Below are 25,430 nucleotides of genomic sequence, written 5' to 3'. Positions count from 1 at the left end.
AATGCCGTTCGCGCGTGGCTATCCGTGATCTCGCAGCCATCGGCTGGCACTCAGCGAGGACGTACAGAAACTCTCAGCATGCGGGGTCCCGGCTCGGGGGCCGGGACGACAGATTTGGGGTGGCGGCTTCAGTCGGGATAACCGGTAATCTCGCGGATGTCGTGGTAGAGCGGGGCGAGGCGCTTGTACAGGCGCCGGTAGACGCGGCGGTAGAGCTTTTCGTAGACGGCGCGGTTGTCGGGATTCGGTTCGATACGGTGGCCGACGCGCGTCATCTCTTTGGTGGCCACGCGCACGCTCGGGTACCAGCCCAGGGCGTAAGCGGCGAGGATGGCCGCGCCCAGGCCGGAGGTCTCGACCGTGTGCGGGCGCTCGACCGGGCAGTTGAAGATATCGGCGGTGATCTGCATGACCGTGTCCGATCGCGCTCCGCCGCCGCAGGCGCGCAGGGCCTGAAGGCGCCGGCTGCTGCGCCGCTCGATTCGTTCGGCGCCCGAGCGCAGCTCATAGGCCACGCCCTCGAGCAACGCGCGGTAGAGGTGGGCGCGGGTGTGCACGTCGCCAAAACCGATGATCGCGCCCTTGGCTTCCGGGCCCGGGTCGATGTCGTGGCCCCAGTAGGGCTGGAGCATCAGGCCGAGCGAGCCCGCCGGCACTTCATCGACCAGCTCGTCGAGCAGCGACTCGGCGCTGACCCCGCTGGCTTCGGCGCGCTGGCGCTCTTCGAGCCCGAACTGTTCCTTGAACCAGCTCACCATCCAGAAGCCCCTGGGCACGGCCGCCTCGACCATGAAATAACCGTGGCGCGCGGCGGGAAACGCCGGCATGGGCGGCTTGGCCTCGAAATAGCGCGCGCTGTGGACGCTGATGGTCGAGCGCGTGCCGAAGCTGATGCAGGCGGTGTTGCGATCGCTGATACCGGCTCCGACGAGATCGCAGGCCTTGTCGGCGCCGGCGGCGATCACGGGCAGGCCGGCGGAAAGGCCCAGGTGCTCGGCGGCCGAGTCGGTCAGTTCACCGAGCCGGTCGCCGGGATTGACCAGCTCGGGCAGTTGATCGCGCCGGATCGACAGCGCCGGCCAGCGCCAGCTCTTCGGGCTGGCCCAGCGGCGGGCGCGGTAGTCGAAGGGCAGGTAGCCGACCTGGCTGCCGACGGAATCGGCCAGGCGGCCGGTCAGGCGGTGGTTGAGAAAGCCGGACACGCCGACGAAGGCGGCGGTCTTCTCCCAGGTTTCGGGCTCGTGCACGGCCAGCCAGTTGCACTCGGCGTTTTCGCGCAGTTGTTTGAGCGCATTTCTGCGGCCGCTCAGCCCGATCAGAACCCGCCACAGCGGCGGCATTTTCGGCAACCGCTTTTCGTCGACGCGACGACGATCGGTCCAGACGATGGCCGGCCGCAGGGGCTGGCCGTCGGCGTCCAGGCAGATCTGGGTGCCGCGCTGCGTGGTGACCGACACCGCGGCGACACGCTTCGGATCGTAATCGTCCCAGAGCGCGCGGCAGGCCCGGCCGATTTCCTGCCAGTACAGCTCCGAGTCCTGCTCTGCGCAGCCCGGCGCTTCGGAGTACCAGGGTTCGATCTCGATCTTGTGCCGGCCCACGAGCTCGCCGCGGGCGTCGAACAGCAGGGCGCGAACGCTCTGCGTGCCGTTGTCGATGGCCAGGATCAGCGGGTCTTCTTGGTCGCTCATGATGTCTCCCCGTCCGGACGATCCGGTTTCGGTAGCGAATAGTGGCTTGAATGGATAGCGCTGTAGCGCTGCCATTCCTCGCGCCAGCGTAACGCGTCCCAGCCAAGATCGCGTCGACACAGGGCCTCGATGCGGTCGGCGAAATCGGCGCCGCCGTCAGCCAGCAACAGCCCCAGGCGGCTGCGGCGCAGCAGCAGGTCGTCGAGATGAACCACCGCCTCGCGGCGGGCCGACCAGCCCAGTTCCGCCCAGAGCGTGTCCGTGCCCGGCACGGGTTTGCGCTCATCCGGCTCGGCCTCGGCCAGCAGGCGGGGCGCGGCGCTGCCGAAATACCCGCCCAGGCGGCGCGGCAGGTCGTGGTCGAAGCGCAGGCCGGGCAGATGCGACGGCGCGGGGGCGAAAACGGGCGCGTCGGAATCCGCTGAATAATCCGTGCCGAGGACCCGGGCGGCGCGGCGCAGCACATCGTTGGCCATCAGCCGGAAGGTGGTCAGCTTGCCCCCGGTGACGGTGACCAGCCCGTTTTCTTCGAACACCACGTGATCGCGGCTGGCTTTCGAGGGCGCGATGCGGGCCGGGTCGTCGCCGGCCTTCGCCACGATCGGCCGGATGCCCGACCAGGTCGAGACGATGTCGTGCTCGTCGATCCCGACACCGGGAAACTGTGCGTCGACCGCTTCGAGCAGGTAGACCATCTCGTCGTGGGAGATGCCGGCCTCCTCGTCGAGATCACCGTCGTAGTCGAGATCGGTGGTGCCGACAACCGTGCGGCCGGCCCATGGATAGAGATAGACGAAGCGGCCGTCGCGCGGGTGCGGGCAGGCCAGGGCCTGGTAGACCGGCAGGCGCCAGGCCGGCACCACCAGGTGCGAGCCCTTGAGCGGGCGCAGGCGCGGCGCGGCGCCGACGGATTGCCGCAGCCGGTCGGCCCAGGCGCCGGTGGCGTTGACCACGCAGCGGGCTTTCACCGACAGGCGCCTGCTGTCGATCTCGTCGGAGAGTTCGATGCCATCCACGGTATTGCCCGTTTGTTGCAGGGCCTCGGCGCGCAGGTAGTTGACCGCATTGCCGCCGTCGCGGCGGGCCTCGTCGAGCAGGCGCATGACCAGGCGGGCGTCGTCGGTGACCGCGTCGACGTAGCCCACCGCGCCCTGCAGGCCGGTCTCGTCGATGCCCGGCAACAGCCAGGGGGTTTCTTCCGGTGAATGAAAACGATGCCGGCTCCGCCCGGCGAAGCGGTCGTAGAACCACAGCAGCGAGCCGAACACGCGCCGGCCGGGGAACTGGCCCTTGCGTACAGGGTAGAGAAAGGGCAATTCCTCGACCAGGCCGGGGGCCTCGCGCAGCAGGCGCTCGCGTTCGGCCACCGCCTCGCGCGTCAGGCGAAAGTCGCCCTGGGTGAGATACCGCAGGCCGCCGTGGATCATGCGCGCCGAGCGGCTTGAGGTTCCCCAGGCAAAGTCGCGCTGCTCGACCAGCAATGCGCGCCAGCCACGGCGGGCGGCTTCGCGCAACACCCCGGCGCCGGTAATGCCGCCGCCGACGATGATGAGATCCCAGGGCTTGTCGTCGTCGGCCAGGCGATCGAACAGGGCCGAGCGCGAGCCGGGCTGCCAGCCGTCGGGATGCTTCACGGTTCTTCCTGTTCAAGCAGAACGCCGGGGTTCATGCGTCCGTCCGGATCAAAACGGTGGAAAAGAGTGCCGAGGGCGGCCAGGCCCAGCTCGCCCTTTTCGGCTTTCAGATACGGCGCATGATCCCGGCCCACCCCGTGCTGATGACTGATGGTGCCGCCCCAGTCGACGATGGTCTGGCTGGCGATCGCCTTGATGATCCGCCAGCGCGCCAGCGCGGTGTCGTAGTCGTCGCCCACGCGGTAGAGATAGCTGGTGTAAGCGCTCGAGCCCTGGCGGTAGACATGCGACAGGTGGCTGAATACATGCACTCGCTCATCGTGCTCGGCCAGGGCTTTTCCGATGCGTTCTTCCACGTCGCGGATATAGCCGTCGACGCGCGACCAGTCCAGTGCTGTTTCGAAGGTATCGACCGCGTAGCCCATCCGCCACAGGGCTTCGCGCAGGTAGGGATAGCGAAAGCGTCCGTGGGCCCATTTGCGGCCCAGCTTGCCCGGCATCAGCGCCCTGGCGCCGTGCCGACGCAGCACCGCACGGGCCTGACGACGGGTCTCGGCGACTGCCACGCGATCGCCGGTGTAGCCCAGTGTAAGCATGCACTTGCCCTTGCCGATCCCGCGCAGACGAAGCAGCCGCTCGAACCAGCCCAGCTGGTTTTCGTCGACGGCCAGGCGCAGGCCGGTGAAGGTCTCCGCCTCGTTGGCCACGCGCAGCATCGACAGGTCGATGCGCTGGCGGGCCAACTGCCGGGCGCAGTCGAATGCGCGCTGCCAATCGGGCAGGAAGAGCGTCTCGAAGATTTCTTCTTCCGGCAGCGGGCTGACGCGAACGCGCACCTCGGTCATCACGCCCAGCCGACCCTCGGAACCGAGCACCAGTTCGCGCAGGTCCGGCCCGGCGGCGGAAGCGGGGAAGGTCGGCAGGTCAAGCGGCCCGGACGGGGTTTCAACCCGGCCGCCGGCGAACAACTGCTCGATGCGGCCGTATCGCAGCGACTGCTGGCCGCTGGAACGGCTGGCGACCCAACCGCCCAGGGTCGACAGCTCCCAGGACTGCGGGAAATGCCCCAGGGTGTAGCCGCGGGCGCGCAGCTGGGCCTCGACTTCCGGACCGCGCGCGCCGGCGCCGAATGTCGCCACGCCGCTGGTTTCGTCGAGATCGAGCAGGCGATTCATTCTGGTCAGCGCCAGGGTGATGATCGGGCGTTGCGACCTCGCGGGGGTGATATGACCCGCCACTGAAGTGCCGCCGCCGTAGGGAATGACGATGGCGTCATGCGCATCGGCCAGCCGGAGTAGCTCGCGAACCTGCTCACCGCTCTCCGGCCGCGCGACGGCATCGGGAAAAACGCCGAAATCACCCGAACGCATAGCGAGCCAGTCGGGCAGGCTCTGGCCCCGGGCGTGGCGCACGCGCGTTTCCGGATCGGTTTCGAGCAGCGCGTGATCGATACCCGCCAGCCGGGATTCGGGCACCCGCCCGACGACGTCGGACAACGACGCGTCCGGCAGCGGCGCAGAAGAACCGAGCAATTCCGACAGCAAGGACTCCGCCGAGGCCGGCAGGGTCATGTCGACGGACTGGTCACCCCAGCCGTTCCAGCGACGCATGGTGGTCTCCCTTGTTCCCAGGGGGTAACGTTAGCAGATCATTGGGCTGTCTAAGCCTGCTGCTCTTGCGGCAGATCGTCGCCTTCATTGTCGGCAGCTTGCTTGTTGCCCCCGGTTGCGGGGGGGCTTCGACACTTCAAAGGCTGTTTCGCCCGGCTTGCTTCGCAAGCTCTTGCGGTGGTTGCTTCAATGCCTTGTCGGCAAACAGCTTGTTGCCCCCGGCCGCGGTGGGGGCTTCGACAAGTCAAAGGCTGTTCCGCCCGCCTGCTTCGCAGGCTGATGGCGGGTAACTTTTCTCTTGCGCGAGAAAAGTCACCAAAAGCGCGCTTAAAGTCAAAAGCCTTCGACTTTCCTCTCGGGAGTTGCAGCGGGAGTGGCTTCAGTATTTTGGCTGGGGCTTCGTTCGTAATCTCTGAGACGCAGGCGGGCTTTCGACGTCCGCTTGGACTGGCCTGCACCCAGCGCCACGACTTCGAAAGCGAGTGTTCGACGGCCGTGCCATAGGTCTGAACCCGGGGCACATTCACCCGAAGTCGTCTCCACTGGCACAGGTGAGGCCGCGGTGATCGAGGTCGAGCCATCAGAATGCAGATTACGCCCCTGGGACGTCGAAGACGCCATGTGTCTAGACGGAGCTAGAGCGAAGACGCAAGCAAAATCCTGAAGCCCGCACTTCTCGGTGGTCCTGCGGCGCTTCCGCAATCTTTTAAGCGCGCTTTTGATTCCTTTTGCCGCGCGAGGTAAAAGGAATTCGCCGCAAGAGCTTGCGAAGCAAGCCGGGCGAAACAGCTTTTGAAGTGTCGAAGCCCGCACAGCGGCCTCGCGGCAACGAGCAATCTGCCGGATCAAGCGTTTTTGGCAATCACCTTCAGGGGAAGGATCTTCATCAACCAACTGATGGGCCGCCAGGGCCATCCCGGCACGCAGGCGGTGGCAGGCGCGCGCTCGATGGCGCGGACCATGGCGCGGCTGCCGGTGGTTTCGTCGACTTCGAAGGGCATCTTGTCGGCGTCTTCGTTGAGTTCGGTGCGGATGAAGCCCGGCAGCAGGGTGGTGACCTTGATCGGCGTTTTCATCAGCTCGGCGCGAATGCCCTCGGCCAGGTGGACCAGGCCGGCCTTGCTGGCGGCGTAGGTGGTCATGTGGCCGGGCAGGCCGCGCACGGCACTCATCGAGGAGACCAGCACGAGGTGGCCATGGTCTTGCTCGCGAAAGATTTCGACGGCGGCCTCGCACTGCGCCAGGGCGGCGACCAGGTTGGTTTCCATGACCTTGCGGTTGTGGTCGAAACGACCGGTGCCGATGCGGCGGCCATCGCCGACTCCGGCGTTGACCACCACGCGGTCGAGGCGACCCAGGGTGCGCGCGAAGTCGCGGAAGACCTCGAAAACCCGGTCGTGGTCGTTGACGTCGAGGGCGCGCAGTTCGACCCGGATGCCGTGCTTGCCGGTCAGCTCCTCGCGCAGTTCCTCGAGCCGGTCGGTACGGCGCGCGCACAGCGCGAGGTTGCAGCCCTTCGCGGCGAATTCGCGCGCCATGCCGCGGCCCAGCCCGGAGCTGGCGCCGGTGATCAGGATGTTGTGTTTTCCGGTCTTGTCGTTCATGGCTGCATTATCGGTGAAGTCGGAAATCGGTGATGGCGTCCATTGGCTCGGTCACCGCGCACAACCCGGTCGCGGCCCGATCGTTTGGCATGAAGCAGCAACGCATCGGCACGGTCGAAGGCGTGGGTAATCGATTCGTCGGGCATGACTTCGACCACGCTGAACGTCCCCGACAGTGCGGCATCGAGGTTGGGAAGCCGAATCTCGTGAATCGCCAGCCTCAATTCCTCCGCGCGTTCGGCCGCGCGTGGGCCGGGGCAGTTACCCATAAGCACCATGAATTCATCGCCACCGAAGCGACCGAACAGGTCTTCTCGACGCAAACGCCCGGACACGGTCGTGGCAATCTCTTGCAGGGCAGCGTCACCGGCAAAATGCCCGTGAATGTCATTGATCTGCTTGAAGCGATCGACGTCGAAAATGACCAGTGAACACGATGAAGCTTTTCCCTGCAGGCTGTCCAGTTCTTCCCGGGCGCGCTCGAAGAAGTGGCGGCGACTGGTCACGCCGGTGAGCTCGTCGGCTTCGGCGATTTCACGCAGGTGGCGATTCTGTTCGACCAGTGTCGGCACCGTCAGTCCGAACCAGGTGCTGGCCGCGATCACCGTGATGGCGAACTGGTAGACCATGGCGTGCTCCTCCAGCCCCAGCGCGCCGACGCTTACGGCGATCAGGATGCTGAATGCCGCCAGCGAGACGGCCACCCGGAAAGCCGACTCGGTATAGGTGATCCACATTTGCGGGATGATCAGGAAGAACGCGGCAAAAGCGAGGAGCTCACCGCGGCCGAACAGCGCGGTGAGCGCCATGATGATGGCCAGCAGGGTCAGAAGCGTCGTGAGCTTCAGGAACCAGGGGGCCCGGGCGTTCTCCGACCCCGTCAATCTGATGATCGGAAACCGGCTCGTGCCCGGCCGCTTCGCCTGACCCAGCAGGCCCGCGAACAAGGGCGCCAGGGTCACGGCAGCCGCCATGTCGCCGATCCACCAGGGCAACCAGAGCCCGGCGCTGTCAGCGCGCTTCAACGAACCGCCCAGGATCAGGGATTCGATACCCAGCTTCGAAGCCAGCAACGCCGAAGCCGATGCGATGACCAGGAAGGTGATGACCAGTGCCGGCAAGGACAGGGCAGGCTCGCGACGCCCCAGCCAGCGAAGAACGGCCGCACCCAGGGCATATGAGCCGCCGTGGGCGAGCGCGAATAGGACGCCCGCCAACAATGTGTGCGGTGTCGTTTGTTCGAGGTCGTAGAGCGCGGCGGTCCAGAAAGTCACCAGAATGGCCGCGGGCACAATCGCCCAGGCCGCCCGCCAGCCCATGGTGAGAAAGGCGGCGAGCGTCAGCCCGGCCGGCGGAAACCAGATACTGGCGTGCGGGGCGTATTCCATCAACGCCGAAGCCCGCCACAGCAGAATCCACGCCAGCGCCAGTCCGACCAGCCGGACCGCAGAGTGGAACCCATCCCCGCTTGGTTGGTTCTTTTTAACCATCAGTAACTTGAAGTGCCCCTTTCCTGCGAAGTGCAGAACCAAGCGGTGTTCAGACCGGCCCTACAAGATGAATAATAGCAGCATGTCCTCCAGACCAACGCACACCCGCCGATTGCATAGAAGCGGGGGGTTACCTATGCTGCCGGTTCAACGCATGCTGTAGTGGTGACCGTGGAAATCGAGACCTACCTGCACACGATGGTCAAGCACAACGCTTCCGACCTGTTCTTCAGCGCCGGAACGCCAGCGGGTATCAAGATCCAGGGCGAGACCAGGCGCCTGGGCAAGGAGCCGCTTTCTTCCCAGGATGTGCGAAAGCTGGCTTACTCGCTGCTCAACGACAAGCAGATCGCTTCTTTCGAGGCGGAACTGGAGCTCAACCTCGCGATCGCGCTCGAGTCACTGGGGCGTTTCCGGATCAACCTGTTCCGGCAGCGCGGCTCGGTCGCCATGGTGATTCGCTATATCAAAAGCGAGATTCCCTCAATCGAGGACCTCAACCTGCCGCCGATTCTCAAGGACCTGATCATGGAGCCGCGCGGCCTGATCCTGGTCGTCGGGGCGACCGGCTCGGGCAAGTCGACGACCCTGGCGTCGATGATCGATCACCGCAACCAGCACAAGACGGGGCACATCCTCACGATCGAGGAGCCGATCGAGTTCCTCCACCAGCACAAGAAATCGATCGTCGACCAGCGCGAACTCGGCCTGGACACGCTGAGTTATTCCAATGCCCTGAAGAACGCCATGCGCGAGGCGCCCGACGTGATCCTGATCGGCGAGATCCGCGACCGGGAGACGATGAAGCACGCCATCAGTTATGCAGAGACGGGACACTTGTGCCTGTCGACCCTGCATGCCAACAACGCCAACCAGACGCTGGATCGAATTATCAACTTCTTTCCCGAGTCCGCGCACCATCAGCTTTTCGTCGATCTGTCGGAACACCTGCGCGCGATCGTCAGCCAGCGCCTGGTGCCGTCCACCGACGGCCAGCGGGTGCCAGCCGTCGAGATTCTGATCCGCACGCCCTACGTTGCCGACCTGATCCTGAAAAACGACATCGACAGCATCAAGGAAGCCATGAAAGAAGGCGGGCAAGCCGGCATGCAGACCTTCGACCAGGCGCTGCTCAGGCTCTACAAGGAAGGCAGGATCAGCGAAGAGCAGGCGATGGAGCACGCCGACTCGCGCAACGATCTGGGCCTGGCCATTCGCACCTCGCGGGATAGAAGCACCGACGACGCACCGGAAGGTCTCAGCATTGACCGATCCGACTGAACGGGAGGGCGCAAAAGCGCAGCCCGAGCGCGTCGGCACCGCGCGGCTGATCGACGCCCATGCCGGAACGCGGGGAGCGCGGCAAAAGTTCCTGCGTTATGCCGAGCACCGCTATCGTCAATTCATCAACGACCCACAGCAAAATCCGCACGGCGTCGCCTGCATCTACCTCAACAACTGGCGCGAGTGTCGCGACCACTTCGGCTTCGGCGGACTGGAAACCGTCAACGGCCTGATCGAAGAAAGAGCGCTCGAGAATCTTGCCGATCACGATATCTTCCTGCGCCTGGCCGACAGCAGCCTGGTGGGTGTGCTTTGGCCGGGCGACGGCGAACGCGATATCGAGCAGTGGGCTGCCGACATGCTGCACAAGCTCACCGAGGCGGAGTACCCGATCGGGTCACGCTGGTTGACGGCGAGTTTCAGTATCGGCCTGTGCTGGTTCGACCGTCGCGTACGCGGCGCTGAGGAAGCGCTGCTCGACGCCATGCACCTGGCCGAGCAGTTGTCGGAAAGAGGAGAGAACCAGTACCGCCTGTTCCGGCCGGTGGAAGCCCCGCGCGAGGAGCTGGGCAGCGAACGGCAACTCGCCGGGCAAATTCAGCGCGCCTTGCAGTCGAACCGACTGCGAATGGTCTTCCAGCCGCTGCTGGCCGCCAGTGACGATCTGTCCCTTTATTACCAGGTCTGGGCGCGGCTGATCAGCAACTCCGGCAAACTCATCCCGGCCCGGCATTTCCTGGGTGTGGCCCGGCGTCACGAACTGATCGGCGCCCTGCAGCGCTGGACCCTGCGACGAAGCGTGCACTACCTGGCCACTGCGGCGGACGATGCGCCGGCACTGCGGCTTCTCGTGAACGTCTCTCCCGAAGCCCTTTCCGAGCCCATGTTGAGCTGGCTCAGGCGCGTGTGCGACCGTCATCCACAAGTCGGGCCGCGCGTGATCGCCGAATTCGAGATTTTCGACCTCGAGAACCGCGCCGGCGAAACACGCCGGGCCGCAGAGGCCCTATCCAACCTGGGAATCCGTATCGGCCTGAGCGGCATCAACGCGGACCATCTCGATCACCGGCCGGCCGGGGATTCAGCGATCGATTACCTGCGAATGGCCCCCGAGTTTGCCGAAAGCATGAAAGAGCGTCCGGAACTGTCCGGTGATTTCACGGCCTTCATCAAGCAGGCCCACAGCGCCGACCAGGCCGTGATCATGCCCGAGGTCGACCGCGAGGAACAGGTCATCGAGTTCTGGCAGGCCGGCGTGGACTTCATCCAGGGCGACTACATCCAACGACCGCGGACCAGTCCGGGACAGGAGAAATAGAAGGATTGGATAAAGTGGTGGAGCCGAGGGGAGTCGAACCCCTGACCTCAGCAATGCGAATGCTGCGCTCTCCCAACTGAGCTACGGCCCCACGGGATCAGGCTGGCCGCGTATTCTACCCAACTTCGCACATAAAAGTCATCAGGGAGCCCGTGGCAACCAAATACACCGCCGGGAGTCCAAGATACCGACGCCTGCCCAGAAGGAAAGCCGTTTGACCCCCTACCGACACCTCTACGCCTCCGACTTCCACGGTCTTGCCCGGCTGGCGGTCGACGGCGTGGCGGGCACCAGCCACCTGGTCGAGCACCTGCACGCCACCATTGCCCGTGCGGCCCTGCCCCTGGGCCCGCCGGTGCAAGCGCGCTCGCGCGGCATCACCGGCCTGGTCTACCGCAGCGTGCGCGGCGTCAATGCCGCGGTCGGCGCGTCAATCAATGCCGTTGCGTCGCCACTCGTGGCCCGACAGCCGCGCGCGGGCGCATCCGGGATCCGGGAGCACTGGCTTGCCGTGCTCAACGGCGTTCTGGGCGACCATCTGGACGCCAGCGATAATCCGCTGGCCATTCCCATGTCGTTCCGGCTGGGTGGTGAGCCGCTGGTACTCGAGCAATCGGCGCTGGCGGAGCACATCGAAGGGCCCACCGGAAGGCTGCTGATTGCCATCCACGGCCTGTGCATGAACGACCTGCATTGGGAAAGGGCGGGTCAAAACGGCGAACGCCGACCGGGCCTGCCCGCCCGTCTTGGTTCGGCCCTCGGCTACACGCCGCTGTACCTGCACTACAACTCGGGCCGGCGCGTGAGGGAAAACGGCAACGACTTCGCGGCCTTGCTCGAGGCGCTGGTCGAGCGCTGGCCGGTACCGGTCGAGTCCATCACGATCCTGGCGCACAGCATGGGCGGCCTGGTGACCCGGAGCGCGCTCGATCATGGCATGGACCAGGATCTTCGCTGGCCCGGATCGCTGGATCGCGTGGTCTACCTGGGCACGCCGCACCACGGCGCACCACTCGAGCGAGCAGGTCATCGCTTCGAATCCCTGCTGGGAATGAGCCCGTACAGCGCGCCGTTCATGCGGCTCGGCGGCATCCGCAGCGCGGGCATCACGGACCTGCGTCACGGCGGCCTGGCGGTTCTGGATGCCGGGGTCGAGGAGTACGCCATCGCCGCAACCGCCCGGACGCGAGCCAGCGGCCTGGCCGGTGGTTTTCTCGGCGATGAACTGGTACCCGTCGACAGCGCCCTGGGCCGGCATCCCGACCCGGAACAGGCTCTGAAGATTCCGGAAGAACACCGCCGGATCGTGACCGGCGCAGGCCATTGGGGATTGCTGCACCACCCCGAGGTCTATCGCAGCCTGCGCCGCTGGCTGCGCTGAACAATCAGGCGCGCTACTGCACCCGGTGCCACTCGGTCTGGCGGCCGGCCAGGTAGATCACCCGCTCGCCGTCGAACACGGCGGTCTGCTCGAGCTTGATGTTGACGAACTGGTCGTCCCACTCCGGCACCGGCGTCATGATGCCACCCTCGATGGCATAGGCCGTGTTTTCGTGCAGGGGCCAGTCGCCGGTATTGGCCACTTCGCCGGGCAGGTCCCACATGCCGATCGTCGGTCCGGGTCCGTGGCCGACAAAGCCGATGGGATGGGTATAGATATTGAATGACCAGGGTTCGTCGGCCATGGCGTCCTGCGCGGCGGCGAGAATCTCGTTACCGGTCCTGCCCGTGACGAACTCCTCGGTGAGCAGATCCTGCCAGCGATTGCCCTCGGCCAGGGCATCGACCAGGCCCTGCGGGACCTCGCTCTCACCGGCTTCGAGCACGTAAGCCATCTCCTGGGTGTCGGTACACAGCTTGAGATAGCAGATGCCGACATCGGTATGCAGGACATCGCCCGGCCTTATGGTGCCGGTGATGCCGCAGAAGGCGTCGTCCTCGCCGCAGTCCTCGCCGGGGCGCTGGATGTTGACGTAGGGCATGAACCACGGTTCCAGTCCGAGCTGTTCGAAACGCTGGCGAATGAACCAGGCAACGTCGTCGGTATGCGTCACGCCGGGTGTGATGACACGGCCGGAAAAGGCCTCGGCAATCACGCCGCGGGCAATCGAGACGGCGTGCGGATACACCGCCAGCTCACGCTCGCTGCGTGTCTCGAGCCAGCGCACCACCAAATCCTCGGCGGGAACCAGGCGATCGTGGAAATCGCCGGGCAGGGCAGCCACGAGCTTCTCGTGCAGGCCGTGGGTGAGGCCGTCGGCCTCCGGCCACGTGGCGGAGGTATTGATGCCGATGCGTTCTGGATCGCGCTCGACGATGAGTTCGGCCAGCGCCTGCCATTGTTCATCCAGCGAGCCGCCTTCCCAGGCGGACTCATAGGGGTCGCCCAATGGATAGCGATTGACGGTCAGGCGGTCGACCGAACCGTCTTCGTGCCGGTGAAAGACAAGCATGGTGGTGCGTCGCGCGGCAAAGCTCGGCTGCGGCACGAGGGTGAAGTAGACCGGATCTTCGGCATATTCGCGATTGAGCACCAGCCACATGTCGATGCCGGTCTCTTCCATCAGGCCCGGCAGCAGGCCCTCGAGCCGGTCGGTCAGCATGGCGTTTTCCGGCTCGACCCGTTCGCGCGACGAGAGTACCGCGCGGTCGGCTGAAGTGATTGTCCGGCCCTGTTCGGCGGCCATGGCGTCGGCGCTGAAAGCCGACAGCGTCAGCAAGACCAGCGACGCCAGGGCCGCTCGTGATATCGGATTGCTTGTCATTTCATTTCCTCGTGCGGGGCGCGTGGCCCCGGCTCAGTCTTCGATCCTGACCCAGGCGCCGTCCTCGTCCTTTTCGTAGGACTCCTTGACCGCCGACCAGGCCACGCGATGCGCTATGCCCTCACGATCGGACTCGTCGCTGTATTCCTCCCACGCCGAGTTGAAAGCCTTGCGATAGATGGTCTGGGCACCCTGCGGCAGGTTGTCGGTCACCGAATCGGGCAGGTCGGCGTTGCGCTCGTAAGGCATGGCCGCTACTTGAAGTGCGATTTGAAGTAGTTGAACGAGTTCTGCAGTGCATCCCAGGTGTGCTCGGCTTCGCGCTTGAGCTTGTTCCACTGCAACTCGCCGCCCGCACGAACCTCGTCGAGCTTGTTGGCCAGGTCCTTGCGTCTGCTCCGCAGTTCGGCCAGGCGCTCATGGTATTCCTCGCGTGCCTTCGAACTGACTTCCTCGGTCCGACCTTCGAATTCTTCGATCTTGTGGTCGAGCTCGTCGAGGTTGGACTTGAGTCGCTCGATGAATGCCTTTCTGTCTTCGCTGCTCATTATTGATCTCCCGTTGAACGCCGTCGGGCGCTACAGTAAAGGAGTCTACGCCACCCCGACGGAAAGTTGGAGACTGCATACCCATGCGGAGGGACTGCCGGCTTGCAAATCCCGAAAAGCGTCAACAAGCTTGGTTCATGAATGAATGCAAGCCCCACACAACGCGCTGGTTTCCCATGGCGGCGCCTGGTGGCAGCAGCGGTCATTGCCGGGTTGATCGGGATGTTCTGGCCCCGGCTGCCTGAATACCCCGGCGCGGCCCGTTCCGATGCGCTGCCTGCTGAAACGGCGCGCGAGACGCGGCTGGGCCGGTCGCTTGGCGAGCAGATCAGCGATCATCCCGGCAAGAGCGGCGTCCACCCGCTGTACGACCCGCTCGACGCTTTCGCCGCACGTTACCTGCTCACCCAGGCGGCCGAACGAACGCTCGACATCCAGTACTACATCTGGGGCGATGACCTGACCGGTACGCTGATGCTGCACGCGCTGCTCGAGGCGGCCGACCGCGGTGTGCGCGTGCGCCTGCTGCTCGATGACAACGGCATCGAGGGCCTGGACAACAAGCTCGTGGTCCTGGCCGGCCACCAGAACATCGAGGTCCGCCTGTTCAACCCCTTCGCCCTGCGCTGGCCGCGCTGGGTCAATTACCTGACCGATTTTCGCCGCGTCAACCGGCGCATGCACAACAAGTCCTTCACCGCCGACAACCGGGCCACCATCGTTGGTGGGCGCAACATCGCCGACGAGTACTTCGCCGCCGGAACCGGCTTGCTGTTTGCCGACGTAGACGTATTGACCGTGGGCCAGGTTGTCGGGGACGTCTCGGAGGATTTCGACCGCTACTGGAACAGCGAGTCCGCCTGGCCGATCGAATCCCTGGTCGCGCTGCCGGAGGATAATCCGGGCCGGCGGCTGCGCCGGGAAGCCGCCGAACTGAAAGACGACAAGCGAGCGATTGCCTATCTGGACAATTTCGAGAATTCGGCCTTCGTCGATCAGTTCCTCGACGGTCGGCTGGCCATGTTGTGGGGGCGGGCGAAGCTTGTCAGCGATGATCCGCACAAAATCCTCGACAAGCCCGGGCCGAGGGGGCCGCTGAGCGAGCAGTTGCAGGAAACCATCGGGCTGCCGGGCAAGCGCATCTACGTGGTCTCGCCTTACTTCGTGCCGACGCGCAACGGCGCGAAACTGTTTACCGAACTGGCCGAAAGCGGCGTGGAAGTCACGGTGCTGACCAACTCCCTGGAGGCGACCGATGTGGCTGCTGTTCATTCAGGCTACAGCCGTTTCCGCAAGCGGCTACTGAAGGCCGGGGTAAAGCTCTACGAAATGCAACGGCTTTCGGGACAGGAACGGATGCGCGGCAAGGGACCGCTGGGCAGCTCGGGCTCGAGCCTGCACGCCAAGACCTTCGCTGTCGACGGCGAGCGCGTTTTCGTCGGCTCGTTCAATTTCGACCCGCGTTCGGCCAGGCTCAACACCGAGATGGGCCTGTTGATCGACAACGCGGAACTGGCCGAGCAAATGGCCGTGACCTTTGCCGAGGAAGTGCCGCAGCGTGCTTACTCGGTCCACCTTGACGGCCATGGCGGACTGTACTGGATCGAGCGGACTGATTCGGGCGCCCTCCGTCACGAACACGAGCCGCACACCAGTGTGCTCAAACGCATGGGCGTCGCGGTACTGGCGCGTTTGCCGATTCTCTGGCTGCTTTAGCCTTCCCGCCGGCGGTATTGCTGATAGGCGCCGAGAGCCAGGTCCGATTCACGAACACCCAGGCGCTCGAGCCGTTCTGCGCTCAACATCGGCCCCGATGCCGGCGGCAGGTAGAGCGTTGAAACCTGCGTGAAGTGTGCCTCGTGCAGGCGGTTCAACGGCACTTGCTCGATGCGAGGCGCATCGAGCGGAAACACGGCTGCCTCATAGATCGTCACCGGGTGGTCGGCCGGATAGTCTTCGACCAGCACCTCGGCGAGCACGCGCACCCACTCGGGGTCGAAATCGAATACGTTGCGGCCGAGATCGCCGAGCGTGATCGGCTGCCACAGGATCAGCGCCGCCGTCGGGTCGAAGCGGCGCGCATGGAGCAGGAAGTCGGTCGCCTCGAAACTCTGGCAGCCATGTAGGGCCGGGTCGAGGCCGAGGTCGGCAAACAGGCAGTCCTCGGCCGAGATGCCGGGATACATCACGGCGCGGTAGCCGGCCGCGCGCGCCCGGCGCACGGCCTCGTGGGCCGGCCAGACGAATACCCCGGGATGGCCATAGAAGGCGGCGCAGACATGCCGGCCGTCCTCGAGCGGGGCAAGAATGCGCTGCACCATCTCGGCATAACTGTCGTCACGCTGCCGACCGACGGCATAGCTGTCCTGCAGTGATTCAATGACGGCATTGATTTCACGCAGGCGCTCGAGGGTCAGACCGTCGACAACCGTGAAGACACAGTCGGCGGCGGCGATGACATGCTGCGCCTCTCGGGTGAGATGGCCGCCCGGGCGTATGCCGGTGCCGACAACGCTCAGACGGCCAATACGTGATCGATCAGAAGATGAGCAGATCGGAGTCAATATCCTGGGCGCCCGCGGCTTCCATCACGCCCTGCTTGTCGCCCTTGAGGATCATTTCCTGGTGATCGGCAGGCACGTCGTGCTCGTCCATGACTTTTTTCGGATCCGCCTTGAAGCTTTCACGCAACTCGGGATCCTCGGCCAGCTTGGTCAAAAAACTCTTGGTTGCTTCGGACATTTCGGCACTCCTCGCCGGCCTCGCCCAGCTCAGCCGCGAGCTGCTCGGGCAAGTGCTGATAGCCGTGGGTCAGCCGGTACCACTTGCCGCTTTGTTCGACCACGATCGAGACCATGGCGTCGAAGGCGTTCCAGTTGGCCAGTTCCGCGTTGGAACTGAGCATGCCGCGCAGCGCCAGCCAGGCTTCGTTGCTGATCGCGCGGGCAAGTAGATTCCAGAATCCCCAGCGCCACAGGGGCCGGCCCTCGATTTCGTGGTTTCTGAGATATTCCAGCGTCTGCTCGCGCGTGCCGTCGGGGTTTCTCGGCCACAGATGCTTGATGTCGGGCGCGATTCGGGTGCAGGCCAGGTCGAGCAGTTGATAATAGCTCAGACCCTGTTCATCCGAAGACAGGTTGTAAGGCAAAGTCTCGGAATCGTCGAAATCCTCGATCCGGAAGCGCGTCGCGCGCATCCAGGCGAAATCGGGCTGCGGCTTGACGGTTTCCTTCGGCAGATCGAAGGCCCGGGTACACAGGCCGTAGACGAAACGCTGCTGGTCATTGAAGAACATGCCGCCGAGTTCGGCCGGCAGCGTGCTGTCGGGCTGCATGCGCAGCGACCAGAGCCGCCCACCGAGGCGGTCGGTGGCTTCCAGCACGGCGAGCTTCGAGGGATCGTGGCCGGCTTTCAACAGCCGCCAGGCGGCATAGAGGCCGGAGACGCCGCCGCCGATGATCGTGATCTGTTCTTGTTTCATGTCTCGTATCTCAGGGGCTCGCGGGAAGGGCCGTGGCGGAAGGGGGTCGCCTTGTCAGGATCGAACAGCACGGCACGATTGCGGCCGGCCTGCTTGGCCTGGTAGAGCGCCTGGTCGGCCATGCGCAGGATGTCACTGACGCCGCACTTGGGCGAAATGCTCGACACCACGCCGATGCTGGTGGTCACCGGCATGGTGGCTCCCTCGAACAGGAACGGCCTGCCGGCGACCTCGTCGAGTATGCGCCGCGAAACCTGCAGGCCGTTGCGATCGGCCTGGTCGGAGAGGACGATCACGAATTCATCGCCGCCGAGCCGGCAGATGACATCGCCTTCGCGCAAGGCCCGCCGGCAACGCTTGACGAGTTCACGCAGCACCATATCGCCGGCGGCGTGACCGTACTCGTCGTTGGTTTCCTTGAAGTTGTCCAGATCGAGAATCAGCACCGCCCGATCGAAGGAGTCCGTGGACGATTCGGGCACGACGCCTTCGAGATAGGTCTGCAGGAAGCGGCGATTGTAGGCTTCGGTCAGGGGATCCAGGTTGGCCAGTCTTGCCGCGCGGTGCTGCTCGCGCAGGGCTTCGTCGTGCCGCCGGTAAAGTTGGCGCACGCGATAGGCCAGGCCCAGCGCCAGGATGGTGGCCTCGATCACGGCGCAGCCATACAGCAGGTACTCGAGCACGGTGATACGCTCGAACACATCCAGCGACATCAGGCTCCGCGCGATGCCGTTGAACAAATAAATGCTCCAGGCCACCAGGAAGATCCAGCCTTCGATGACCCCTTTTCGCGCTGCAATGATGGAACCCGGTATCAGCAGCAGGTAAAGGAAGGTCGAGACGAACTGGACGGGCATCGCAACCTGAAAGAAGATCGAGTTCGGTACGAAGATCTGGCTGATGCCGAGAATGAGCAACACTACGATCCCGACCTTGAAGACTTTCGCCAATCGAGGAATGCTGCGCTCCGCGCGCACGAAGAACCGGAAGAACAGGATGGTGGAAATGGCGAACAGGGCGGCGAAGAGAATGTTGAGCCGAATCACGTAGGGCTGCAGCGCCTCGGGCAACAGGAAGTTCTGCAGCAACCCTGAATCGAAGCCCAGCATCACCAGCAGGCTGAGCGTGGCAATGACGTAGTAGAGATGGCCGGCCAGGCGCAGGTTGAGATAGAGCACCAGGTTCTGGATGATCAGCGCCAGCAGGATCCCGAAAACCAGCCCGAACAAAAGGTAGGGCCGGCTCTGCGTCCGGCTGAAGCTTAATTCGTCCTGAATCCACAGCTCGACCGGCTGAAGGCTGGACTGGATCGTGTCCACATGGATCAGAAAAGCCGTGCGCTCGTCGGTCGGCAAGGCAAGGTCGAACACATACTGACGCCCAACGGTCTCGGCATCGACAGCGGTGTGGGTGTTGGCGCGCCGGACTTCGATCGGTCCGTCGGGGCTGACGGTATAAAGATCGAATTCGCGAAAAAAGCGCCGGGCCACGCGCAGCACGTAGCGCCCGTTCGACGACTCCGGCGCGACCACGTGGAACTTCAGCCAGGTCGGCGGCGCGTCTTCATTCAGCCCCGGATCGAAGGGAACGAAGCCGGCATCGGACCGCAGCAGCGCGGCCGCTTCGAGCTCGCCATCCGGGTCGGGTCTCGTCAGGGCATACTGCTTGACGTCCGCCACCACGCCCTCGGCGGGGAGTTCGATGAAAGAATTGCCGGCCGGCTGGGCCGACGCGAAATCGACGGCAAGGATGATGACGGCAAGCGCACACCACCCGAGGCCGTATCGTCCCCTCAAGGAAAACGCCCTCATCGCCCCCGAATCCGTGCAACCGGGTGACCCATCGCTTGTCCGAACTCCCTCTTTCGTCCAGAGTGCAAGGCTATACTCGCCGGCGTCTCAAGTCCAACCCGAGTCGCACTTCGAGCGGGTTTCTTTGGACCGACTCTAGGTTCCGCCCGACAAGCGATCGATGCGCAGGCGCTCACGAGCATCGAACAGGCGCCGGCTGCCGAGCGAGACCGCGACCATGGTGCCGAAACCGGTGCCGGCTGCGATGGTGAACATGATCAGGATCTGGTACTTGACCGCCAGCGCCGGCGGGCTGCCGGCCAGGATCTGGCCGGTCATCATGCCGGGAAGGCTGACCAGGCCGGCCGCGGCCATGGCGTTGATGATGGGGATCATGCCCGAGCGCATGGCGTTGCGGCGAATTTCGGAAATGGCCTCCAGCCAGGTTTCACCCAGCAGCAGCCGGTGCTCGATCAACATACGCTCACGCCAGGCCGACTCGGTCAGCCGGTCCAGGCTCAGCGCCACGCCGGTCATGGTGTTGCCCAGCAGCATGCCCAGCAGGGGAATGGCGTACTGCGGCGAGTACCAGGGATCGGGCCCGATCACCACCACCAGCGTGAGGACGGTGACGGTGAACGCCGAGACGAACATCGAAACGGTGCCGATACCGAAAGCCCAGCCGCCGATCAGTCGGTACTTCTGGCGCGCCATTACCTCGCGCCCGGCGAGCAACAGCATGACCAGCGCCATCAGCGCGATCCAGCCCAGGGCGCCGACGGCGAACAGGGCCTCGAGTACCAGGCCGACCAGGGCCAGTTGCACCACGGTTCGACCCGCGGAAACCAGCAATGAGCCACTCAGGCCCAGGCGGGTCAACCACATGCTGCCGGCAAGGGCCAGCACCAGCACGGCCGCCAGGGCCAGTTGCCACCAACTGAGATCAATCACGCTACTCATGCCGCCACCTTCAGCCGTGAACCGGCCACCCGAAAATGCCGGTCGGCAACGCGCTCGATCTGCGCGATGCTGTGCGCCACCCACAGGGTCGGCATGTGATGCTCGCGAATCAGCCGCGTCAGCCAGGCCTCGACCCGCTCTGCGCTGTCGTCATCTAGATTGGCCGTGGGTTCGTCCAGAAGCAGGGCGCGCGGCCCCGTCGACAGGGCACGCACCAGCGCCAGGCGCTGCTTCTCCCCCGAGGAAAGGCGCATAACCGGCCAGTCCTCGACGCCGGCCTCGAAGCCCAGCTCGGCCAGTGCTTCCTTCATGGGCCGGGCGAAGTGCGCACCGACCCGCTCGTGCCACCACTGGCTCTCGGACGGCACGAGCATGACGGCGCGGCGCCACTCGTGGGCGGGCATGGCGTCCTGTTCGATCTCGCCCAGGCGGATACAGCCGGCATGCGGCTCGAGATCGGCGACGGCACGCAGCAGTCGCGTCTTGCCCGAACCCGACGGCCCGGACAGGCACACGATCTCCCCCGGTGCCACCGTCAGATCGACATATGCGAGCGTGCCGACGCCAACCTGCTCGAGTTCTAGCGCTTCGGCTTCCACGTATTGTTCACTCCGGCGTTCCCGGCCAAAGTGTAAGCTAAGGTTAAAACATTTGGACAATGACTTCCGACGTTCGCTGTCAAAGCGTCTACACCCGAAAGCGGGAGGCCCGAACATGATCCACGACAACATTCTCCAGACCATCGGCCGAACACCGGTGGTGCGCATCAATCGACTTGCCCCGAAGCATGTCGATTTCTACGTCAAGGCCGAGTTCTTCAACCCGCTCTCCTCGGTCAAGGACCGTTTGGCCATCGGCATCATCGAGGACGCCGAGCAGCGCGGGGACCTCAAACCCGGCCAGACCGTGGTCGAGGCGACCTCGGGCAATACCGGTATCGCCCTGGCCATGGTATGCGCGGCCAAGGGCTATCCCTTCGTCGCCGTGATGGTCGAGACCTTTTCGATCGAGCGGCGCAAGTTGATGCGCGCGCTCGGTGCGAAACTCATCCTCACCCCCAAGGAAGAGAAGGGCACCGGCATGGTCCGCAAGGCCAAAGAGCTGGCCGACAAGCACGGCTGGTTCCTGGCGCGACAGTTCGAGAACGAAGCCAACCCCGCCTATCACCGCAACACCACGGGGCCGGAAATCCTGCGCGATTTCGCCGGACGACGCCTGGATTATTTCGTAACCGGCTGGGGCACCGGCGGCACCATGACCGGAACGGGTGAGATGCTCAAGCTGGCGCGGCCCGATATCCGGATCATCGCCACCGAACCGGACCAGGCGCAGCTGATGGCCGGCAAGGAATGGCAGGCACACAAGATCCAGGGCTGGACCCCGGACTTCCTGCCCAAGGTGTTGAAGCTCGAAGTCGCCGACGAGATCGTGCCGGTCACCGACGAGGAAGCGCGCGACACCGCACTGGCCCTGGCCAGCAATGAAGGCATCTTCACCGGCATCTCCGGCGGCGGCACCGTGGCCGCCGCGCTGAAAGTCGCGGAGAAGGCCGAGGAGGGCGAAAGCATCCTGGCCATGCTGCCGGATACCGGCGAGCGTTACCTGTCGACCTTCATGTTCGAGGACATCAACGAAGGCTCCGACGACGACTGGCTGGCCGAATATACCGGGAACTGAAGTACCCGGCTTAGTCTCCGCCGGCCAGTTTCCGCACCGGGTGAATGCTCCTGCGTTCAGCCGCCGGTGCCACTTCGAGCAGCCTTTCGGCCCAGCGCTGAGCTGCATCCCGATCATCACCGGCTCTGGCAGCACGGACCGCCCCGATCAGGGTGTTGTAGCGCCCCGGCCAATCCTTGTCGGAGCGCTCGAATTCAGCCAGGGCTTCATCGGGCCGGTCCAGGGCCAGTAACAGTTCACCCAGTGCCTCGTAGGGCGGGTAGAGCGCCCCCGGCGTCACCGGATGTTTCTCGACCGACGACTCCAGTTCGCCGGCCGATCGCATCAGTTCAAGCGCGCGCTCGGCATCGCCCTCGGCATGCGCGATGAATCCATCCAGAATGCGGCGGTCGACCTCGATGTAGACCGAAAATCGCGCATCGGCGGCCGATTCAGCCTCTTCGGCCAGTCTGGCAAGCCGGCGCCGGGCCTCCCGGGCCGCCTCCAGGTCGCCAACATGAACCGCACCCAGCCCTCGGGCGAACCAACTCATGCCCTCCGGCCAGTAAAAGTCATCCCAGGCGATATAGTCGGGCACTCGCGGCTCGATGGCGGCCGCGGTTTGCCAGTCGCGCCGCTCCACGGCCAGTCGCGCCGGAACGGCCGCGAGGTGAAAGGCGCCGGGAAAGTTGCCCTGGTGTGGATGTTTCTCCCATGCCGCATCGCGGATCGACTTCGCCCGTGAATCCTCGCCACGCTGCAAATGACCGTAGACCAGGTAGTCGATGGCGTGAATATAGTGAAAGGACAGCGCGCCATCAGCCTGATGTTCAAGCGCGGCCTCGGCCGAGCGCTCGTTCCAATCGACCACTGCCGGCCAGTCGCCGAGCCGGACGTAGATGTGCGACGGCATGTGCAGGGCATGCGGCACATTGGGTGCGATCTCGCCATAGGAGGCGACGATGTCCAGGGCATTTTCCGCCCGGCCGTCGGCATCGGTGGCGTGGATGGTGTAGTGAACCGCGCCGGGGTGCGTCGGCTCCTGCCGCCAGACTTCGGCCAGTACCGATTCCGCCTCGTCGTGCAGCGCGGCGGCATTGTCGGCCCGTTGCGCCTCGGTCAACAGTGACAGCCCGTACAGCGCCGCGATGTCGAGATCGTCGGGATGGGCGCGGAAGGCTTCGGCGATGGCCTCGATCCAGCCCGGGAGCCGGTCCCGGAGCTTATCGGTTTCGGGTTCGAAGAACGCGGCGGTGGCCTCGATCAAGCGCTGCTCGCGCTCACTGTCAACCGCCTGGTGGGCGCGCTCGACCGCGTTTCGCCCCCGCTCGATCGCTTCACTCGAGGGCGTGGTGCCCCACAAGGGCTGGAACAGTGTGGTGGCGATGCCCCAGTGCGCCATGGCGCAATCCGGTTGGGCGTCTGCGATCGCTTCGAACTCGCCGCGCGCCTGTTCGTACATCATGTGGTGCATCAGCGCCAGGGCGCGGTCGAACGCCGCCCGGGCTTCATCGGTGCAATCGGCCCGGAAATCAACCGTCCCGATCGATTCTTCGACGCCCACCGGGGCCTCATCGTGCATTTCATGCTGGGCGGCAACTGGCGCAATCAGAACGAGCACCAGGCCGAGGGAACCTAGCAGCGTCAGGATGCTTCGACGCGCGAAGCGTGGGCTTTTGAGATCAGTCATGGTGGCACCTCCGTTCCAACCTGGGTGGCAATTGCGCGGGGCCCGGCATGAAGTCGGCCCTGCGCAGAACCGATCCTGAACGATGCCAGTTTACGCCCGATTTCCGTGCCACAGCCGCTCTGCTATGCACGATCACCGGCGCCTTCCAGGGTCTCGTCGTCGCGCCAGGCCTTTCCAGGCACGGGAACGAGTTGCGGTACCTGCTTCTGGTAGCGCTGGTAGTCCTTGCCGAGGTAGCGCACCAGGTCGCGCTCTTCGAGCTGGATGCCGATGAGAATATAGACCGTCATGCCGCCGGCAAACAGCACATGGCCCAGCGTGACATGCGGTACCGTCCAGAACGCGATCAGGAACCCGAGATACAGCGGGTGGCGGACGATCCGGTAGAAAAGCGGTGTTACGAACCGCGGCGGCTGCGCTTTCCGGCCACGGAACTGGCTCCATATCTGTTTGAGACCGAACAGGTCGAAGTGATCGATCAAGTACGTCGAGATGAAAGTAATGCCGAATCCCACCGCGAACAGCGTCCACAGCATGGCCTGACCGGCTCCGGATTCCACCGACCAGATGACCGGCCCCATCGGCCGCCATTGCCAGAACAGCAGGATCAGCAGCAGGCTCGATATCAGGACGTAAACGCTGCGCTCGGCCGACGCCGGCAGCATCTTCTTGAGCCAGTCCTTGAAGCCCGAGCGCGCCATCACGCTGTGCTGGAGGCCGAACAGGGCGATCAGCGCCAGGTTGATGACGACCGCCAGGCCAACCGGTCCGGTTTCACGGCCATAGCTGACCGACTGCGGCACCAGCCAGGTCAGGGCCGGTATGGTCTCGACCAGCGCAGTGGTCTGTAGATTGCCGACAAAGGCGATCAAGTACAGGAACGTGGGCAGGAAAACGAGATAGGCGGCTATCCCGAACAGCAGAATCAGAAATCTTTGCATGACCGGTTACTCCCTGGTTCAAGGCATCCATCCAGGGAAACGCCTCTTTTCTGCCCGGCCCGCCAGAAAATTGACTATTCAGCCACCAACTCGCCCGAGCCGCCGAGTTCCGACGGCACATCGCGCTGCTTGGGCAGGCCGTCATGGATTCTCAGCACCGCTTCCTGGTAGTGCACATGCACCCCCGGCTGGAAACCCAGCTCCGGCAGCAGGGCGGCGTAGATATCAATCAGGCCCAGTTTCGGGTGGCGGGTGAGCACATGACCGCCGCAGTGCCCGCACCACTGCCGAACGCTGGCCGGCGTCTTGCTGTACTCGGCCAGTTGATCCTCGCCACGCACCACTTCAACCGCTTCGGGCGGCCACAGGGTGAAAGCATTGACCGGCCCGGCCGACCAGTGCCGACAGGATTCGCAGTGACAATAACCCATGGCCGCCGGCTCGCCGCGAGCGACCACTTCGACGGCGCCACAAAAACATCGGCCCCGGTACTCCGGCTGGGAGCTCATTGATCGCCAGCCGGCATGGCGTCGATCGGCTCGACGAAAGCGATGAACAGCACGCAGTCTCCAGCGTCGAGGCACCTGGCCGAATGGGGATGCTCGGGCGGGCCCCAGGCATACGTGCCGGGCTCGAGAACGACCGGGTCCTGGCCTTCGTAGTCGACCTCCATCCGGCCCGAGACCAGCACCATGCGCTCGGCGGAGGTGTGGGTATGCGCCGGCACGGCCGTGTCGGGCGGCAGTTTGAAGAAGATATCAGCGTTGGGTTCGGCCGGGTCGCCGTGCAATACGCCGATCCGGCAAGACTCCGGGAAGAAGTCCGGGCAGGGCCCCCACTCGACGGCAGAGTCATCCGCAGTGCGGACCAGTGCGTTGTCACCGGCCATAGCAGGCCACGCCAGAAACGCGAGCAGGCCGGCGGCGAGTAGGGTCAAGCGTTGCGGGGTAGCAAGATAACGTGGCATA

At 64.7% G+C, this 25,430-nt stretch carries 23 protein-coding genes and 1 tRNA gene; 5 read left to right on the top strand and 19 right to left on the bottom strand.

Annotated elements, in window-relative coordinates; all coding sequences use genetic code 11:
- Positions 1–128 precede the first annotated feature (128 nt).
- From ACDC66_RS00215 to ACDC66_RS00195, 5 genes are all read right to left on the bottom strand, one after another.
- On the bottom strand, positions 129–1,691 hold the full coding sequence (locus tag ACDC66_RS00215) for an FGGY-family carbohydrate kinase (protein WP_376694659.1): 1,563 nt from the start codon (positions 1,689–1,691) through the stop codon (positions 129–131).
- The gene (locus ACDC66_RS00210; RefSeq protein ID WP_376694658.1) at positions 1,688–3,325 is read right to left on the bottom strand and encodes a glycerol-3-phosphate dehydrogenase/oxidase; all 1,638 of its coding nucleotides are present in this window, start codon (positions 3,323–3,325) and stop codon (positions 1,688–1,690) included. Before ACDC66_RS00210 ends, ACDC66_RS00215 begins: the two co-directional genes overlap by 4 nt.
- Complete coding sequence (locus ACDC66_RS00205) at positions 3,322–4,935, bottom strand: FAD-binding oxidoreductase (RefSeq protein ID WP_376694657.1); 1,614 nt, start codon at positions 4,933–4,935, stop codon at positions 3,322–3,324. Before ACDC66_RS00205 ends, ACDC66_RS00210 begins: the two co-directional genes overlap by 4 nt.
- Positions 4,936–5,780: 845 nt before the next feature.
- Entirely contained in the window at positions 5,781–6,539 is a 759-nt protein-coding gene (locus tag ACDC66_RS00200; protein WP_376694656.1) for an SDR family oxidoreductase, read from the bottom strand.
- Positions 6,536–8,029 carry a sensor domain-containing diguanylate cyclase gene (locus tag ACDC66_RS00195; protein ID WP_376694655.1) on the bottom strand — a complete coding sequence of 498 codons (1,494 nt, stop codon included), beginning with the start codon at positions 8,027–8,029 and terminating at the stop codon, positions 6,536–6,538. Before ACDC66_RS00195 ends, ACDC66_RS00200 begins: the two co-directional genes overlap by 4 nt.
- Positions 8,030–8,227: 198 nt before the next feature.
- Between ACDC66_RS00195 and ACDC66_RS00190 the strand changes: the two genes are divergently transcribed.
- Both ACDC66_RS00190 and ACDC66_RS00185 read left to right on the top strand, forming a co-directional pair.
- The gene (locus ACDC66_RS00190; RefSeq protein ID WP_376695134.1) at positions 8,228–9,310 is read left to right on the top strand and encodes a PilT/PilU family type 4a pilus ATPase; all 1,083 of its coding nucleotides are present in this window, start codon (positions 8,228–8,230) and stop codon (positions 9,308–9,310) included.
- Entirely contained in the window at positions 9,294–10,631 is a 1,338-nt protein-coding gene (locus ACDC66_RS00185; protein WP_376694654.1) for an EAL domain-containing protein, read from the top strand. The genes ACDC66_RS00190 and ACDC66_RS00185 overlap by 17 nt, the downstream gene beginning before the upstream one ends.
- 15 nt (positions 10,632–10,646) lie before the next feature.
- Here the strand turns inward: ACDC66_RS00185 and ACDC66_RS00180 are convergent.
- Positions 10,647–10,722 (bottom strand) — tRNA-Ala (locus tag ACDC66_RS00180).
- A 123-nt stretch (positions 10,723–10,845) separates the two neighbouring features.
- Between ACDC66_RS00180 and ACDC66_RS00175 the strand changes: the two genes are divergently transcribed.
- A complete protein-coding gene (locus ACDC66_RS00175) occupies positions 10,846–12,012 on the top strand; it encodes a lipase family alpha/beta hydrolase (RefSeq protein ID WP_376694653.1) in 1,167 nt (388 codons plus the stop codon).
- A gap of 13 nt (positions 12,013–12,025) precedes the next feature.
- Here ACDC66_RS00175 and ACDC66_RS00170 read toward each other — a convergent pair whose 3' ends face one another.
- The 3 genes from ACDC66_RS00170 to ACDC66_RS00160 are packed head-to-tail and all read right to left on the bottom strand — an operon-like array spanning position 12,026 to position 13,944.
- The gene (locus tag ACDC66_RS00170) at positions 12,026–13,396 is read right to left on the bottom strand and encodes a M24 family metallopeptidase (RefSeq protein ID WP_376694652.1); all 1,371 of its coding nucleotides are present in this window, start codon (positions 13,394–13,396) and stop codon (positions 12,026–12,028) included.
- 33 nt (positions 13,397–13,429) lie between these two features.
- Positions 13,430–13,645, bottom strand: coding sequence for a ChaB family protein (locus tag ACDC66_RS00165; RefSeq protein ID WP_376694651.1), 216 nt, complete (start codon positions 13,643–13,645; stop codon positions 13,430–13,432).
- Between the two features lie 5 nt (positions 13,646–13,650).
- Positions 13,651–13,944 (bottom strand): sll1863 family stress response protein, encoded by a 294-nt coding sequence (locus tag ACDC66_RS00160; protein WP_376694650.1) that lies wholly within the window; start codon positions 13,942–13,944, stop codon positions 13,651–13,653.
- A gap of 141 nt (positions 13,945–14,085) precedes the next feature.
- Here ACDC66_RS00160 and ACDC66_RS00155 point away from each other — a divergent pair, with 141 nt between their 5' ends.
- The gene (locus tag ACDC66_RS00155; RefSeq protein ID WP_376694649.1) at positions 14,086–15,660 is read left to right on the top strand and encodes a phospholipase D family protein; all 1,575 of its coding nucleotides are present in this window, start codon (positions 14,086–14,088) and stop codon (positions 15,658–15,660) included.
- Here the strand turns inward: ACDC66_RS00155 and ACDC66_RS00150 are convergent.
- The 6 genes from ACDC66_RS00150 to ACDC66_RS00125 form a co-directional block, all read right to left on the bottom strand.
- On the bottom strand, positions 15,657–16,508 hold the full coding sequence (locus ACDC66_RS00150) for an SAM-dependent methyltransferase (protein ID WP_376694648.1): 852 nt from the start codon (positions 16,506–16,508) through the stop codon (positions 15,657–15,659). The genes ACDC66_RS00155 and ACDC66_RS00150 overlap by 4 nt on opposite strands.
- Positions 16,483–16,686 (bottom strand): hypothetical protein, encoded by a 204-nt coding sequence (locus ACDC66_RS00145; RefSeq protein WP_376694647.1) that lies wholly within the window; start codon positions 16,684–16,686, stop codon positions 16,483–16,485. The genes ACDC66_RS00150 and ACDC66_RS00145 overlap by 26 nt, the downstream gene beginning before the upstream one ends.
- Positions 16,628–17,425, bottom strand: coding sequence for a flavin monoamine oxidase family protein (locus ACDC66_RS00140; protein WP_376694646.1), 798 nt, complete (start codon positions 17,423–17,425; stop codon positions 16,628–16,630). Before ACDC66_RS00140 ends, ACDC66_RS00145 begins: the two co-directional genes overlap by 59 nt.
- A complete protein-coding gene (locus ACDC66_RS00135) occupies positions 17,422–19,236 on the bottom strand; it encodes a diguanylate cyclase (RefSeq protein WP_376694645.1) in 1,815 nt (604 codons plus the stop codon). The genes ACDC66_RS00140 and ACDC66_RS00135 overlap by 4 nt, the downstream gene beginning before the upstream one ends.
- A 135-nt stretch (positions 19,237–19,371) precedes the next feature.
- Positions 19,372–20,175, bottom strand: a complete 804-nt coding sequence (locus tag ACDC66_RS00130; protein WP_376694644.1) for an ABC transporter permease — start codon at positions 20,173–20,175, stop codon at positions 19,372–19,374.
- Entirely contained in the window at positions 20,172–20,774 is a 603-nt protein-coding gene (locus ACDC66_RS00125; protein WP_376694643.1) for an ABC transporter ATP-binding protein, read from the bottom strand. The genes ACDC66_RS00130 and ACDC66_RS00125 overlap by 4 nt, the downstream gene beginning before the upstream one ends.
- A 115-nt stretch (positions 20,775–20,889) precedes the next feature.
- Here ACDC66_RS00125 and cysK point away from each other — a divergent pair, with 115 nt between their 5' ends.
- On the top strand, positions 20,890–21,852 hold the full coding sequence (gene cysK / locus ACDC66_RS00120; protein ID WP_376694642.1) for a cysteine synthase A: 963 nt from the start codon (positions 20,890–20,892) through the stop codon (positions 21,850–21,852).
- A gap of 10 nt (positions 21,853–21,862) precedes the next feature.
- Here cysK and ACDC66_RS00115 read toward each other — a convergent pair whose 3' ends face one another.
- The 4 genes from ACDC66_RS00115 to ACDC66_RS00100 form a co-directional block, all read right to left on the bottom strand.
- Positions 21,863–23,521 (bottom strand): hypothetical protein, encoded by a 1,659-nt coding sequence (locus ACDC66_RS00115; protein WP_376694641.1) that lies wholly within the window; start codon positions 23,519–23,521, stop codon positions 21,863–21,865.
- A gap of 122 nt (positions 23,522–23,643) precedes the next feature.
- Entirely contained in the window at positions 23,644–24,462 is an 819-nt protein-coding gene (mddA, locus tag ACDC66_RS00110) for a methanethiol S-methyltransferase (RefSeq protein WP_376694640.1), read from the bottom strand.
- A 74-nt stretch (positions 24,463–24,536) separates the two neighbouring features.
- Positions 24,537–24,971 (bottom strand): GFA family protein, encoded by a 435-nt coding sequence (locus tag ACDC66_RS00105; RefSeq protein WP_376694639.1) that lies wholly within the window; start codon positions 24,969–24,971, stop codon positions 24,537–24,539.
- Positions 24,968–25,429 carry a cupin domain-containing protein gene (locus tag ACDC66_RS00100; RefSeq protein WP_376694638.1) on the bottom strand — a complete coding sequence of 154 codons (462 nt, stop codon included), beginning with the start codon at positions 25,427–25,429 and terminating at the stop codon, positions 24,968–24,970. The genes ACDC66_RS00105 and ACDC66_RS00100 overlap by 4 nt, the downstream gene beginning before the upstream one ends.
- Position 25,430 lies beyond the last annotated feature (1 nt).

Source organism: Wenzhouxiangella psychrophila (assembly GCF_042310375.1).
Taxonomy (GTDB): domain Bacteria; phylum Pseudomonadota; class Gammaproteobacteria; order Xanthomonadales; family Wenzhouxiangellaceae; genus Wenzhouxiangella.
The sequence above is the reverse complement of the archived record's forward strand: the minus strand, read 5'-3'. Positions and strand labels throughout refer to the sequence as shown.